The sequence below is a fragment of the Achromobacter sp. HZ01 genome (assembly GCF_003267925.1).
GTDB classification, from domain to species: Bacteria; Pseudomonadota; Gammaproteobacteria; order Burkholderiales; family Burkholderiaceae_B; genus Achromobacter; species Achromobacter pulmonis_A.
In genome coordinates this window covers 1432329-1446729 of record NZ_LWKV01000002.1, presented here as the reverse complement: position 1 = coordinate 1446729, position 14401 = coordinate 1432329, and the positions used below count along the sequence as shown (strand labels likewise).

Below are 14401 nucleotides of genomic sequence, written 5' to 3'. Positions count from 1 at the left end.
GATGCCATTCAAGAACGGTCCCATCGGCCTGCTGTTCCATACGCTCTTCATTCTTTTCATCCTGGCGCCCATCGTCATGGTGTGCGCGGTGGCGTTCACGTCCGAAGGCTTCATCTCCCTGCCTTCGGGCGGGCTGTCGCTGCGCTGGTTCCGCGCCATCCTGGACAACCCGCGCTTCGTCGACGCCTTCTGGTTCAGCCTGGGCCTGGGCGCGCTGTCGGCCAGCCTGGCCATCGTGCTGGCCGTGCCCAGCGCGCTGGCGCTGGCGCGCAACCGCTTTCGCGGACGCGAAGCGCTGGTGGCGTTTTTCCTGTCGCCGCTGATGATTCCGCACGTGGTGCTGGGCCTGGCCTTCCTGAAGTTCTTCACCACGGTGGACCTGGCGGGCACGTATTTCGGCCTGGTGGTGGCGCACGTGATCCTGATCATGCCTTATGCGCTGCGCCTGGTGCTGGCCTCGGCCACCGGCATAGACCCGGCGCTGGAGCGCGCGGCGCAATCGCTGGGCGCGTCCAACTGGACGGCGTTCCGGCGGGTGGTGCTGCCGCTGCTGCTGCCGGGCGTGGTCAGCGGCTGGGTGATCGCCTTCATCACCAGCTTCGACGAACTGACGATGTCCATCTTCATCGCCTCGCCGTCGACCACCACGCTGCCCGTGCGCATCTTCCTGCACATCGAAGACACGATCGACCCGCTGGTGACCGCGGTGTCGGCCGTGCTGATCTACGTGACCATCATCGCCATATTCATCCTGGACCGCGCGGTGGGCCTGGAGAAGCTGTTTGTAGGAAAGGGACGCTAATGACGGAAGAAACGGAACTGGCGCCGCGTGCGCCCGCGCATCGCGGGATCTACGACGCGGCGGTGATAGGCGGAGGACTGGTCGGTTCGGCCATCGCCTACGGCCTGCGGCGCGAACTGGACCACGTGGCCGTGCTGGACGAGGGCGACGTGGCCTACCGGGCCTCGCGCGGCAACTTCGGGCTGGTCTGGGTGCAGAGCAAGGGCATGGGCCTGCCGCGCTACGGCGTGTGGACCATGACCTCGGCCACGGGCTGGCCGCGGCTGGCGGCGCAGCTGCTGGAGGAAACCGGCGTGGACGTGCACCTGGAGCAGCGCGGCGGCCTGCATGCACTGTTGAGCGAAGAGGAGCTGGAGGCCCGCGTCAAGTTCATGCAGACCCTGCTGGCGCAGCCCGGCATGGCGAGCTACGACTGGAAGCTGCTGGACCGCGCCGAGCTCGCGGACCTGGTGCCGGGCATCGGCCCGGAAGTGCGCGGCGCGACCTGGACGCCGGTCGACGGCATCGCCAACCCGCTCAAGCTGCTGCGCGCGCTGCACATGAGTTTTGCACAGCGGGTTGTGGACTACCTGCCGCGCCGTCCGGCGCAGCGCATCCGCCAGCGCGACGGCGTGTTCGAGATCGACACGCCGGCCGGCGCCGTGCGCGCGCGCAAGCTGGTGCTGGCCTCGGGCCTGTCCAACAAGGCGCTGGGCGCGCAACTGGGCCTGGACGTGCCGGTGCGCCCGCAGCGCGGCCAGATCGTGGTGCTGGAGCGCACGCGCCGCATGCTGGAGACGCCGCTGTCCACTCTGCGCCAGACCGACGAAGGCACCTGGCTGATCGGCGATTCGCAGGAAGAGGCGGGTTACGCCGACAACCAGGTGGGCCTGCCCATCCTGGGCACGCTGGCCGACCGCGCCGTGCGCACCCTGCCGGCGCTGCGCGACGTGCGCGTGGTGCGCAGCTGGGCGGCGCTGCGCGTGATGTCCAAGGACGGTTTCCCGATCTATCAGCAATCCGAAACGTGCCCGGGGGCGTTCGTCGCCACCTGCCACAGCGGCGTGACGCTGGCGGCCGCGCACGCGCTCAATCTGGCGCCCATGATCGCCGCCGGCTCGCTGGCCGACGACATGGCGCCGTTCTCGACCCGGAGGTTCCATGTTCAAGAGGCTTGACGAGGCGCAGCGCCAGGCGCAGGACGCGCCGGTGCGTGTAACGGTCAACGGCGCCGAGCTGCGCTGCCGCCAGGGCGACAGCGTCGCCGCGGCGTTGTTCGCCGGCGGCGTGCAGGCCTGTCGCGACACGGCCGTCAACGAAGTGCCGCGCGGTCCCTATTGCATGATGGGCGTGTGCTACGACTGCCTGGTCACCATCGACGGCCAGGCCAACCAGCAGGGCTGCATGACGGCCGTGCGCGAAGGCATGAAAATCGAGCGCCAGCTGGGCGCGCGCAAGGTGCAGGCATGATCGATACGACGCAATGCGATTTGCTGGTGGTGGGCGCGGGGCCGGCCGGACTGGCGGCGGCCACGCTGGCCGCGAAGCTGGGCGTGGACACGGTGCTGCTGGACGAACAGCCGGCGCCGGGCGGGCAGATCTACCGCGCCATCACCACCACCCCGGTGACCGACCGCGGCATCCTGGGCGAGGACTACTGGCATGGCGCCTCGCTGGTGACGCCCTTCCAGCAGTCGGGCGCGCGCTACGTGCCGGGCGCCACCGTGTGGGCCGTGGCCGAGCACACCGCGCCGCAGCCCGAGAAAGGTTTCGAGGTGGCGTATTCGGTTGCGGGCGAGGCGCGCATCGTGCACGCGCGCCGGCTGCTGCTGGCCACCGGCGCGCAGGAGCGCCCTTTCCCCATTCCGGGCTGGACGCTGCCGGGCGTGATCACCGCCGGCGCGGCGCAGATCCTGCTGAAGTCCGCGGGCGTGGTGCCGGCCGACCGCACGGTGCTGGCCGGCTGCGGCCCGCTGCTGTACCTGGTGGCCTGGCAGTACCTGAACGCGGGCGTGAAGATCGACGCGCTGCTGGAGACCACGCCGCCGGGACGCATGGGCCAGGCGCTGCCGAAAGTCTGGGGCTTTCTGCGTTCGCCCTACCTGGGCAAGGGCCTGAAGCTGCTGCGCGCGGTCAAGGCGGCGGTGCCCATCGTCCGCGGCGTGACGGCGCTGGAGGCGCTGGGCGAGGGCAAGCTGCAAAGCGTGCGCTATACGGCCGGCGGCGTCACCAAGACCTTGCCCGCCGAGCAGCTGATGCTGCACCAGGGCGTGGTGCCCAACGTGAACCTGTCGCGCGCCGTGGGCGCGGAGCATCGCTGGAACGAGGCGCTGGACTGCTGGGAGCCCAAGGTCGACGAATGGGGCCTGACCTCGGTGGACGGCATCGGCATGGCCGGCGACGGCGCGGGTATCGCGGGCGCGCTGGCGGCCGAACACCGCGGCCGGCTGGCGGCCTTGCAGGCCGCCCACCTGCTGGGCCGCATCGACGCCGCCCGGCGCGACGGCGAAGCCGCGGCGCCACGCGCGGCCCTGGCCCGCGCGGTCCGCGGCCGCGAGTTCTTCGACGCGCTGTACAAGGCGCCCGAGGCCTTCCGGCGGCCCACCGGCGACACCATCGTGTGTCGCTGCGAGGAAGTCACCGCCGCCCAGGTGCGCGAGACCGTCAAGCTGGGATGTTCCGGACCGAACCAGATGAAGGCCTTTCTGCGCTGCGGCATGGGGCCGTGCCAGGGCCGCTTCTGCGGCCTGACGGTGTCCGAGATCATCGCCGAGGAGCGCGGCGTGCCGACGCCGGATGTGGGCTATTACCGGCTGCGCTTCCCGACCAAGCCGCTGACGCTGGGCGAACTGGCGTCGCTGCCGCAGACGGACGAATCCCGGCAGGCCGTCGTCCGTTTAAAAAAGTAAACCGCTGCGCGCACTTGAATAGGAAACGGACATGACCGGCGCCACGCCGTCTGCGGAAGTCATCATCATCGGCGGCGGGCTGCACGGCAGCTCGGCGGCGCTGCATCTGGCGCGCGCGGGCGTGCGGGCCCTGGTGATCGAAAAGAACTATGCGGGCCGGCATGCCTCGGGCGTGAACGCCGGCGGCGTGCGCACCTTGTCGCGCCATCTGGCCGAGGTGCCGCTGGCGCTGGCCTCGCGCGAGCTCTGGTATCGCATCGGCGAACTGGTGGACGACGATTGCGGCTTCGAGCAGCACGGCCAGGTGCGCGTGGCCGAGAACGCCGAGGATGCCGCGTTGCTGCGCGCCCGGCTGCAGACCATGACCGGGCACGGCTATACCCACGAACAGTGGATAAGTCCCGAAGCCCTGCGCGAGCTGATTCCGGCGCTGGCGCCCACGGTGCAGGGCGGGCTGATCGCGCGCGAGGACGCCGCCGCCGATCCGTACCGCACCACGCTGGCCTTCCGTATGAAGGCGGCCAGCCTGGGGGCGCGCTACCTGGAGGGCGTGTGCGTGCGCCGGGTGACGCGCGAGGCCGGCCAGTGGCGCGTGGACACGGATGCCGGCGTCTACACCGCGCCGCAGGTGCTGAACTGCGCCGGCGCCTGGGCCGACCGCATCGCCGAGCAATGGGGAGAACCGGTGCCGCTGACCGCGATCAGCCCCATGATGCTGGTGACGCTGCGCATGGACCATTTCCTGGACCCCGTGGTGCTGGGCACGGGCCGCGCCTTGTCGTTCAAGCAGCGCGCCAATGGCACGGTGCTGATCGGCGGCGGGCGGCGCGCCTGGGTGGACCGCGACGCGGAATGGACCGAACTGGATTTCCGCTCGCTGGCCGAGGGCGCGCGCACGGTCTGCGACCTGTTCCCGCACATGCGCGACGCGGTCGTGAACCGCGGCTGGGCCGGCATCGAGGCCGCCATGCCCGACGAGATCCCCGTGATCGGCCGCAGCAGCCGCCACGAGACTGCTTTCCACGCCTTCGGCTTTTCGGCCCACGGCTTCGAGCTGGGGCCCATCGTGGGCCGTATCATGGCCGACCTGATCACCACCGGCGCGACCGACATGCCGATCGCGCCGTTCAGTATCGAACGCTTTACCAACCCCGCATCGGGGGACCATTCATCCGCAAAGGAGCAAGCAGAATGACCGATATCGTGCGCAAGGATTCCAACCAGCGCCTGAGCCGCATCGTGATCCACGGCGAGACGGTGTACCTGGCGGGCGTGACCTCGTCGGCTGCCGGCGGCATCGCCGAGCAGACGCGCGACGTGCTGGCCAAGATAGACGGCTATCTGGCGCAGGCCGGCACGGACAAGTCGCGCCTGCTGTCCGTGCAGATCTGGCTGAAGGACATCGACCGCGATTTCGCCGGCATGAACGCGGTGTGGGCCGAATGGGCGCCGTCGCAGGCGATGCCGGCCCGCGCCACCTGCGAGGCCAAGCTGGCCGCGCCGGAGCTGCTGGTGGAGATCATCGTGACGGCGGCGCGGCGTCCGGGCTTCGTCAGCGGTCCGGTGTCTGAAAGCTGACCTGGGCGGGGCGGCCGGGCAGGTTGAGCGTGGCGGTGGCCGGCGGCGTGGTCGCGACGACCTCGCCGGCGCGCATCACCATCAGGCGGGTGGCGCGCAGGCGCAGCGCTTCGACGGGATCGCGCGCCTGCAGCAGCACCAGGTCGGCGCGCTTGCCGACCGCCAGCCCGGTGTCGTCCAGCCCCAGGATGGCGGCGGGCGTGCTCGTCACGGCCTGGAAACAGGCGCGCATCGCGTCCTGGCCCGTCATCTGGGCCACGTGCAGGCCCATGTGGGCGACCTCCAGCATGTCGCCCGAACCCAGGCTGTACCAGGGGTCCATCACGCAGTCGTGGCCGAAGGCCACCGGCACGCCGGCGGCCAGCAGTTCCGGCACGCGGGTCATGCCGCGGCGCTTCGGATAGGTGTCGTGGCGGCCCTGCAGCGTGATGTTGATCAGCGGATTGGCGATCGCCGCCACGCCGGCTTCGCGCATCAGCGGGATCAGCTTGGAGACGTAATAGTTGTCCATGGAATGCATGGACGTCAGATGCGAACCCGTGACGCGGCCTTGCAGGCCGAGGCGCTGCGTGTGATAGGCCAGGGTTTCGATGTGGCGCGACAGGGGGTCGTCGCTTTCGTCGCAATGCATGTCCACGCGCAGGCCGCGTTCGGCGGCCAGTTCGCACAGAATGCGCACCGATTCGGCGCCGTCCTGCATGGTGCGTTCGAAATGGGGAATGCCGCCCACCACGTCCACGCCCATGTCCAGCGCCCGCTTCAGGTTGTCGAGCGCGCCGGGGGCGCGCAGCACGCCGTCCTGCGGGAACGCCACCAGCTGCAGGTCCAGGTAGGGCTTGACCCGTTCGCGCACGTGCAGCAGCGCCTCGACGGCCAGCAGGCGCGGGTCGCACACGTCCACGTGCGAACGGATGGCCAGCAGGCCGCGGGCCACGGCCCAATCGCAGTACGCCAGCGCGCGCTCCACCAGCGCTTCCTGCGTCAGCAGCGGCTTGAGCTCGCCCCACAGCGCGATGCCTTCGAGCAGCGTGCCCGACTGGTTCACGCGCGGCAGGCCGAAGGACAGCGTGGAGTCCATATGGAAGTGGGCGTCCACGAAGGGCGACGTCACCAGCTGCCCCGCGGCGTCCACCGTGCGGGCCGCTGCGGCCTTCAGCGCCGGTTCCAGCGCCGCGATGCGGCCATCGGCGATGCCGATGTCGATGTCCCGGCGGCCGTCGGGCAGCGTGCAGTTCTTGATGATCAGGTCGAGCATGAGGTTCCTTGCTGAAGATTTCAGTCGGTCGCCGTGGCGCTGCCTCCGGGGGAAGCGCGTAGCGCTCGGGGGCTTATCTTTCGCCTTTTCGATAGGGCTTCATCAGCGCTTGCGGGTAGGCGGCGCGGCGCGCCATTACCACCAAGGCGAGTATGGAAAGAATATAGGGCAGCATCAGGTAGACCTGATACGGCAGTTCCGGCAGCCCGGGCAAAGCCGCGCCGCCCTGCTGCATGCGCAGCTGCAGCGCGTCGAAGAAGGCGAAGATCAGCGCGCCCAGCAGCGCCTTGCCGGGACGCCACGAGGCGAACACCACCAGCGCCACGCAGACCCAGCCGCGGCCGTTGACCATGTTGAAGAAGAAGGCGTTGAAGGCGGCCAGCGTCAGGAAGCTGCCGGCCATGCCCATCAGCGCGGAGCCGGCCACGATGGCGCCCATGCGCAGGCGCGTCACCGACAGGCCCTGGCCTTCGGCGGCGGCCGGGTTCTCGCCCACCATGCGGATCGCCAGGCCGACCGGGCTGCGGTTCAGCACCCAGGCCAGCAGCGGCACGGCGGCCAGCGCGATCAGCGTCATGGGCGTCTGCCCTGCCAGCACCGGCCCGATCAGCGGGATGCCGTCGAGGAACTTCATTTCCGCGAACGGGGTGATGGTGGGCGGCGTGTTCACGCTGGGAAAGGTGACGCGGTAGGCGAAGTAGCTGAGGCTGGTGGCCAGCAGCGTCACGCCCAGGCCCGAGACGTGCTGCGACAGCCCCAGCGGCACGGTCAGCACCGCGTGCAGCAGGCCGAACGCGGCGCCGGCCAGCCCCGCGGCCAGCACCCCCACGTAGAGCGGCGCGCCCAGGTACACGGCCAGCCAGCCGGTGAAGGCCCCGGCCACCATGATGCCTTCGATGCCCAGGTTCAGCACGCCGGCGCGTTCGCACAGCAGCACGCCCAGCGTGCCCAGTATCAGCGGCGTGGCCAGGCGCAGCACGGCGACCCAGAAGGCCGCGGAACTCATCAGATCCATCCATTCCATGATGCGTTTCTCAGGCGGGGTTGCGGCGCAGGCGGTACTGCGCGAACAGGGTCGCGACCAGCATGGCCAGCAGCGACGTGGCGACGATGACGTCGGCGATGTAGTTGGGCACGGCGATGGCGCGGCTCATGCTGTCGGCGCCCACCAGCATGCCGGCCACGAACAGACTGGCCAGGATCACGCCCAGCGGGTGCAGCCCCGCCAGCATGGCGACCACCACGCCGGTGTAGCCGTAGCCCGGCGACATGTCCAGCGTGACGTAGCCGGTGCGGCCCGCCACCTCGATGGCGCCAGCCAGGCCGGCCAGCGCGCCGGACAGCATGGCGGTGCCGAGCATGACGCGGTTGACCGGCAGGCCCAGAAAGCGCGAGGCGTGGGCGTTGGCGCCCACCGCGCGCATCTGGAAGCCGAACACGGTGTAGCGGTTCAGGAGCCACAGCCCGAGCGCCAGCCCGGCGGCCCACAGCAGGCCGGTGTGGGCGCGCGTGCGCTCGATCAGCTTGCCCAGCTCCAGATCGCCGTTGAGCGCCACGGATTGCGGCCAGCCCATGGCCATGGGGTCTTTCATGGGGCCGTCCAGCATCATGGACACGAACAGCAGCACGATGAAATTGCCCAGCAGGGTCGTGACCACTTCGTCGACGCCCAGCCGGGTCTTGAGCAGCGCCGGTATCAGCAGCAGCAAGGCGCCGGCCAGCGCGGCGGCCAGCATCATGCCGCCGAACAGCACGGGCGCCGGCAGGTCGAAGCCGGTGCCGTCATGCAGCCCGCCGACGGCGACCGCGGCCAGCGCGCCCAGGTACAGCTGGCCTTCGGCGCCGATGTTGTAGAAGCGGGCGCGAAAGGCCACGGCGCAGGCCAGGCCGGTCAGCATCAGCGGCGTGGCGCGCGTGAGCGTTTCCGACAGCGCGAAGCGCGAGCCGAAGGCGCCGTCGAACAGCAGCGCGTAGGTGCGGCCCACGGGCGCGCCGGCCCAGGCCACCAGCACCGTACAGACGGCCAGCGTAAAGAGGATGGCCGCGACGGGGGCCAGCGCCAGCGCAAGGCGGCTGGGCTCGGGGCGGCGTTCCAGGATCAGTTTCATGCGAAAGATGCTCAGTAGTAAGGACGCCGGCGCCGTCAGGCGCGGGTGCCCGTCATGGCCAGGCCCACCGTGGCGGGCGTCCATTCGGCCACCGGCTTGACGGCGACCAGCTTGCCGCCGCACAGCACCGCGATGCGGTCGGCCAGCGCGAAGATCTCTTCCAGGTCCTCGGACACCAGCAGCACGCCCGCGCCGCGCTTGCGGGCCGCCAGCAGCTGCTCGCGCACATAGGCCACGGCGCCGATGTCCAGGCCCCAGGTGGGCTGGTCGGCGACGATGAAGCGCGGCTCGCGCGCCAGGGTGCGGCCCAGGATCAGCTTCTGCATATTGCCGCCGGACAGGCTGCGCGTGCGCACGTCCAGCGAGGCCGCGCGCACGTCGAACTGCCGGGCCAGCGAGGCGGCATAGGCCTTGCCCGCGCGCGCGCGGATCAGGCCGTAGCGCGCGAAGCGCCTGTCCTTCAGGTCTTCGACGATGGCGTTTTCCCACAAGGGGCTGTCGCCTATCATGCCCTCGCCGTGGCGGTCTTCCGGGATGCGGCCGACGCGCGCGGCGGTCCAGCCGGCCGGCGTGGTGGGCGCGGCGGCATGTTCGGGGCCCAGGCGTATCGCGCCATCGGAAGGCTGGCGCAGCCCGGTCAGCACCGACACCAGCGCCTGCTGGCCGTTGCCGGCCACGCCGGCGATGGCCACGATCTCGTGCCGGTGCACCACCAGGTCCAGGCTGTCCAGGCGCAGCGCGCCGTCACGGCCGTCGCGCACGCTGACCTGCGACAGCGTGACGACGGGGGCGGCCTGCTCGGCGGGCGCCACGGCCTCGGCGTGCGGCATGACGACCTTGCGGCCCACCATCAGCTCGGCCAGCTCGGCGGGGCTGGTGCCGGCGGTATCGCGTTCGGCCACCAGCCTGCCCTGGCGCAGCACGGCCACGCGGCGCGACACCGCCATGACCTCTTCCAGCTTGTGCGAAATGAAGATCACCGCCAGGCCTTCGTCGACGAAGCCGCGCAGGGTGGCGAACAGGTCCTGCACCTCCTGCGGCGTGAGCACGGCCGTGGGTTCGTCCAGGATCAGCACGCGCGCGCCGCGGTACAGCGCCTTGAGGATCTCGACCCGCTGCTTCTCGCCCACCGACAGCGCGCCGACGCGCGCATCGGGGTCCACGCCCAGGCCGAAGCGCCGGCCCAGCTCCAGCAGGCGCTTGCGCGCCTTGCCGCGGCCCGAGGCCAGCTTCCACAGCGACTCGGTGCCGACCATGATGTTGTCCAGCACGGTCAGGTTGTCGGCCAGCGTGAAGTGCTGGTGCACCATGCCAACGCCGGCCGCGAGCGCGGCGTCGGGGCGGCCGGCCGGCAGCGGCTGGCCGAAGACTTCGATGCTGCCGGCGTCGGCCACGTAATGGCCGAACAGAATGGACACCAGCGTCGACTTGCCGGCGCCGTTCTCGCCCAGCAGGGCCAGCACTTCGCCCTGGGCCAGCGTGAGCGATACGTCGTCGTTGGCCGTCAGGCTGCCGAAGCGTTTGGTGATCCCCGTCAGGCGCAGGGCGAGAGGCGCAGGTTTCATCGTGCCGAGGACTTGGGTTCTTTGTCGTTGACCTTGACGCTGAAGCTGCCGTCCAGGATGGCCTGCTGCCTGGCCTGCACGCGCGCGATCAGCTCGGCCGGGATCTTGCTTTCGAAGGTGCCCAGCGGCGCCAGCGACGAACCCTTGTGCTTCATCAGCGAATACTGGCCGTAGTCCTCGGCCTTGAAGGCGCCGGCCTTGACCTGCTTGAGCGCGGCGTCGATGGTGGGCTCCATGCTCCACAGGGCCGAGGCCACCACGGTCTCGGGGTATTGCGGCTGCGTGTCGATCACGTTGCCGATGGCCAGCTTGCCGCGTTCCTTGGCGGCGTCGGACACGCCGAAGCGCTCGGCATACAGCACGTCCGTGCCCTTGTCGATCATGGCGAAGGCGGCTTCCTTGGCCTTCGGAGGATCGAACCAGGAGCCGATGAAGGTCACGGTGAACTCGGCCTGCGGGTTCACTTCCTTGGCGCCCTCGATGAAGGCCTGCATCAGGCGGTTGACCTCGGGGATGGGATAGCCGCCCACCAGGCCGATCTTGCCGGTCTTGCTCATGCCGGCGGCGATCATGCCGGTCAGGTAGGCGGGTTCCTGGATGTAGTTGTCGAAGACCGAGAAGTTGGGCTGCTGCGGCTTGCCCGAGGAGCCCATCAGGAAGGCGGTCTGCGGATAGTCCTTGGCCACCTTGCGGGCGGCGGCCTCGACCGCGAAGGCCTCGCCCACCACCAGCTGGTTGCCCTGCTCGGCGTACTGGCGCATCACGCGCTCGTAGTCGGCGTTGGTGACGTTTTCCGAGAAGGTGTAGTCGATCTCGCCGCGGTCGCGGGCGGCCGTCAGCGCCTTGTGGATGCGCGAAACCCATTGCTGCTCGACCGGCACCGTGTAGATGGCGGCGACCTTGGTCTTGGCGGGCGCCTGGGCTTGGGCGGCGCCGCCCAGCAGCAGCGCGCCGGCGGCGGCGGCGGCCAGCTTGAGCAGGCCGCGGCGGGCGACGCCGCCGGACAGGGAAAACAGGGCTTTCATGCAGGAAACTCCTAGGCGGGGAGAAGGCCAGACGCGATCGCGCGCGAAACGGCGGCCGCCGGCGGGCATGCCGGTGCGAGCGGTCGGAATCGAGGGCGTGGGATCGGTCATGGGGTGGGAGCGCGGGCCGGCGCGTCATTGCGCGGCCAGTCCGGGCGAAGCAAGTTGTATGCCATGCGGCGTCCCCGCGGCAAGTCGGGGAAACCTGATGGCCGGGCAGGATTATAGGCACCCTGGCGGGGATAGGCGGCACCGGCGTGGTGCGCGTTGTCCCACGGGGTGGACGGCATCTGTCTGGGACAGGCCGTTGCGCCGCCGGGGGGCAGTCGCGGACCGGCCCGCGCGCCTAAAATCGGGGCAATGAGCCGCGCGCAGCGCGGCGAGCAGGAACCACCCCATGCAAGATATCCAACTATTGCTCGAACAGTACGGCGGCTGGCTGGTGTTCGCCAACGTGCTGGTCGAGCAGGCCGGCCTGCCGGTGCCCGCCTATCCCATGCTGATCGCCGCCGGGGCCCTGGGCGGGGCGGGCGGCTGGGCCGTGCCCTGGCTGGCCGCCACCTTCGCCTGCCTGCTGGCCGACAGTCTCTGGTATCTGGCCGGCCGGCGCTACGGCTCGCGCCTGCTGGGCGTGATCTGCAAGATGTCGCTGTCGCAGGACTCCTGCATCCGCCAGACCCAGCGCCTGTACCTGCGCATCGGCGTGCGCGCGCTGCTGGTGTGCAAGTTCCTGCCGGGCGCGGGAGCGCTGTCGACGGTCATGGCCGGCCTGACGGGCACGGACTACCGGCGTTTCCTGGCCTACGACCTGGCGGGCTCGCTGATCTGGGTCGGTTCGGCCCTGCTGCTGGGCGGCCTGTTCCACGGCATCGTCAACGACGTGCTGGAGATCCTCGGCACCTATGGCGCGATGGGCCTGGGCGTGCTGGCGGCGGTGCTGGCGCTGTACATCCTGGCGCGCTTTCTGCGGCGCAAGATCCTGCTGCGCAGCCTGCGCGTGATTCCCCGCCTTTCGGTGGACGAACTGGTGCAGCGGCTGGAGGCCGGCCGCAGCACGATGCTGATCGACGTGCGCTCCGAGTCGCTGCCCGAAGACCAGCGCATCCCGGGCGCGATCGCCGTGGACCTGAAGGCGCCGCTGCCGCAGCTTTCCGCCGAGGCGCTGGATTCCGACATCGTGGTCTATTGCGCCTGCCCCAACGAAGTCTCGGCCGCGCTGCTGGCCTCGCGGCTGCGCGCGGCCGGCTATCCCAAGACCTGGGCGTTGCGCGGCGGCTACGAGGCCTGGGCCGAGCGCCACCGTCCCGCGCCGCCGCAAGGCGCATAATTCCGCCATCGGCCCGCCGCGCAGGCGGGCTCACTGACAGGAGACGGATATGCGCTTGTTGTTCTTGGGCGCCGGCGGCACCGGCGGGTATTTCGGAGGGCGCGCGACCCAGGCGGGCGCGGACGTGACGTTCCTGGTGCGCGAGCCGCGCGCGGCCAGGCTGCGCGAACAAGGCCTGCGCATCCAGTGCCCGCTGGGCGACGCCACGCTGCATCCCAAGCTGGCGACCCGCGACACCCTCGAAGGCGCCTATGACGTGGTGGTGCTGAGCTGCAAGGCCTATGACCTGGCCAGCGCCATCGAGGCCATCCGCCCGGCGGTCGGGCCGGACACGGCGGTGCTGCCCATCATGAACGGCGTGCTGCAGTACGAGGTGCTGGACCAGGCGTTCGAACCGCACCGCGTGCTCGGCGGGCTGTGCCAGATCAACGCCACGCTGGGCCCGGAAGGCGAGGTGGTGCACCTGGGCAAGCATGCCGCCATCGTCTTCGGCGAACGCGCCGGTCCGGCCCGCAGCGCGCGCTGCGAGGCGCTGGAGCAGGCGTTGGCCGGCGGCGAATACACCAGCCGCCTGAGCACCGCGATCTACCAGGACATCTGGGAAAAATACGTGTTCCTGACCACGCTGGCGGCCGCCACCTGCATGATGCGCGGCTCGGTCGGGCAGATCGCTTCCACCGACGACGGCGTCGACATCCTGACCACGCTGCTGCAGGAGTCGCAGGCCGTGGCCGCCGCTTCCGGCCACGCCGTGCGGCCCGAGGCCGACGCCTCGGCGCGCAAGATCCTGACCGACCCGGCCCAGGCCATGACGGCCTCGATGTTCCGCGACCTGCGCCAGGGCCTGCCGGTCGAGGCCGACCACATCGTGGGCGACATGGTGCGCCGCGCCCGCACGCTGGGCGTGGACGCGACCTACCTGCGCGCCGCCTACACCCACCTGCAGGTCTACCAGGCGCAGCGCGCCGCCGGCTGACCGGCCGCGCCGCCGGCGGCCCCTGTTCAAGCGCGGCCGCGCGGCGCACACTGGCAGGCGTGGCGCCGGCGCGATCTGCGCGCAATTGGTGCATATTCTGCAAAAAACTCTTTTCCCTTTCGGGGTTTTTCGACGGAATCCGAACGAATAGTATGGCTTTGCCTGAGCCGGACGCGCAGCGCCGCATGGGGCGGCGCCGACCGGCTCCCCTACCAAGGAGCAAGACCATGAAAGTCGCATTGATCGGAATTACCGGCCGCGTGGGTTCGCGCGTGGCCGATGAATTGCTCAAGCGCGGCCATCAGGTCACGGGCATCGCCCGCAACCTGTCCGACGTGAACCCCCAGCCCGGCCTGACCATCAAGCAGGGCGACGCCACCGATCCGGAGGCGCTGACCTCCATCCTGGCCGGCCACGACGCCGTGATCAGCGCTTCGCGCTTCGTGTCCTCGGACGCCAAGCCGCTGCTGCACGCGGTGAAGGACGCCGGCGTGCCGCGACTGCTGGTGGTGGGCGGCGCGGGCAGCCTGCAGGTCGCGCCCGGCAAGATGCTGATCGACACGCCCGAATTCCCGGACGCCTACCGGCCCGAAGCGCGCGCCGGCGTGGTGTTCCTGGACGTGCTGCGCCAGGAAAAAGTGCTGAACTGGACCTTCCTGTCGCCGTCGGCCCTGTTCGAGCCGGGCGAGCGCACCGGCAAGTTCCGGCTGGGCGACGACGCGCTGCTGGCCGACGACGAGGGCAAGAGCTGGATCTCGATGGAAGACTACGCCATCGCGCTGGTCGACGAGCTGGAGACGCCCAAGCATTCGCGCCGCCGCTACACCGTCGGTTACTGAGCCGGCGGCCTTCGCGGCCGATGGGGGCAAGGCGCCGG

General features: G+C 70.3%; 14 protein-coding genes. 9 read left to right on the top strand and 5 right to left on the bottom strand.

Annotated features, from left to right (window positions below):
* Nucleotide 1 precedes the first annotated feature (1 nt).
* The 6 genes from A6B37_RS15710 to A6B37_RS15685 are packed head-to-tail and all read left to right on the top strand — an operon-like array spanning nt 2 to nt 5268.
* Nucleotides 2-802 (top strand): ABC transporter permease, encoded by an 801-nt coding sequence (locus A6B37_RS15710; protein WP_102772900.1) that lies wholly within the window; start codon nt 2-4, stop codon nt 800-802.
* Complete coding sequence (locus A6B37_RS15705) at nt 802-1959, top strand: FAD-dependent oxidoreductase (protein WP_168202201.1); 1158 nt, start codon at nt 802-804, stop codon at nt 1957-1959. Before A6B37_RS15710 ends, A6B37_RS15705 begins: the two co-directional genes overlap by 1 nt.
* On the top strand, nt 1943-2251 hold the full coding sequence (locus tag A6B37_RS15700) for a (2Fe-2S)-binding protein (RefSeq protein WP_102772901.1): 309 nt from the start codon (nt 1943-1945) through the stop codon (nt 2249-2251). Before A6B37_RS15705 ends, A6B37_RS15700 begins: the two co-directional genes overlap by 17 nt.
* Nucleotides 2248-3690: an NAD(P)/FAD-dependent oxidoreductase gene (locus tag A6B37_RS15695; RefSeq protein ID WP_111826267.1), complete on the top strand. Its 1443-nt coding sequence runs from the start codon at nt 2248-2250 to the stop codon at nt 3688-3690. The genes A6B37_RS15700 and A6B37_RS15695 overlap by 4 nt, the downstream gene beginning before the upstream one ends.
* A 31-nt stretch (nt 3691-3721) precedes the next feature.
* A complete protein-coding gene (locus tag A6B37_RS15690; protein ID WP_111826266.1) occupies nt 3722-4885 on the top strand; it encodes an FAD-dependent oxidoreductase in 1164 nt (387 codons plus the stop codon).
* Nucleotides 4882-5268, top strand: coding sequence for a RidA family protein (locus A6B37_RS15685; protein WP_102772904.1), 387 nt, complete (start codon nt 4882-4884; stop codon nt 5266-5268). The genes A6B37_RS15690 and A6B37_RS15685 overlap by 4 nt, the downstream gene beginning before the upstream one ends.
* On the opposite strand, the gene A6B37_RS15680 is transcribed toward A6B37_RS15685, so the two are convergent.
* From A6B37_RS15680 to A6B37_RS15660, 5 genes are all read right to left on the bottom strand, one after another.
* Nucleotides 5243-6523, bottom strand: a complete 1281-nt coding sequence (locus A6B37_RS15680; RefSeq protein WP_111826265.1) for an amidohydrolase family protein — start codon at nt 6521-6523, stop codon at nt 5243-5245. The genes A6B37_RS15685 and A6B37_RS15680 overlap by 26 nt on opposite strands.
* A gap of 73 nt (nt 6524-6596) precedes the next feature.
* Nucleotides 6597-7547 (bottom strand): ABC transporter permease, encoded by a 951-nt coding sequence (locus A6B37_RS15675; protein WP_210405802.1) that lies wholly within the window; start codon nt 7545-7547, stop codon nt 6597-6599.
* Nucleotides 7548-7557: 10 nt separating this feature from the next.
* Nucleotides 7558-8631 carry an ABC transporter permease gene (locus A6B37_RS15670; protein ID WP_102772907.1) on the bottom strand — a complete coding sequence of 358 codons (1074 nt, stop codon included), beginning with the start codon at nt 8629-8631 and terminating at the stop codon, nt 7558-7560.
* Between the two features lie 35 nt (nt 8632-8666).
* A complete protein-coding gene (locus tag A6B37_RS15665; protein ID WP_111826263.1) occupies nt 8667-10196 on the bottom strand; it encodes an ABC transporter ATP-binding protein in 1530 nt (509 codons plus the stop codon).
* Complete coding sequence (locus tag A6B37_RS15660) at nt 10193-11221, bottom strand: BMP family protein (protein WP_102772909.1); 1029 nt, start codon at nt 11219-11221, stop codon at nt 10193-10195. Before A6B37_RS15660 ends, A6B37_RS15665 begins: the two co-directional genes overlap by 4 nt.
* Before the next feature lie 397 nt (nt 11222-11618).
* Between A6B37_RS15660 and A6B37_RS15655 the strand changes: the two genes are divergently transcribed.
* From A6B37_RS15655 to A6B37_RS15645, 3 genes are all read left to right on the top strand, one after another.
* Nucleotides 11619-12548, top strand: a complete 930-nt coding sequence (locus A6B37_RS15655; protein ID WP_102772910.1) for a DedA family protein/thiosulfate sulfurtransferase GlpE — start codon at nt 11619-11621, stop codon at nt 12546-12548.
* 49 nt (nt 12549-12597) lie between these two features.
* A complete protein-coding gene (panE, locus tag A6B37_RS15650; protein ID WP_111826262.1) occupies nt 12598-13524 on the top strand; it encodes a 2-dehydropantoate 2-reductase in 927 nt (308 codons plus the stop codon).
* A gap of 227 nt (nt 13525-13751) precedes the next feature.
* A complete protein-coding gene (locus A6B37_RS15645) occupies nt 13752-14363 on the top strand; it encodes an NAD(P)-dependent oxidoreductase (RefSeq protein ID WP_102772912.1) in 612 nt (203 codons plus the stop codon).
* Nucleotides 14364-14401: the final 38 nt, after the last annotated feature.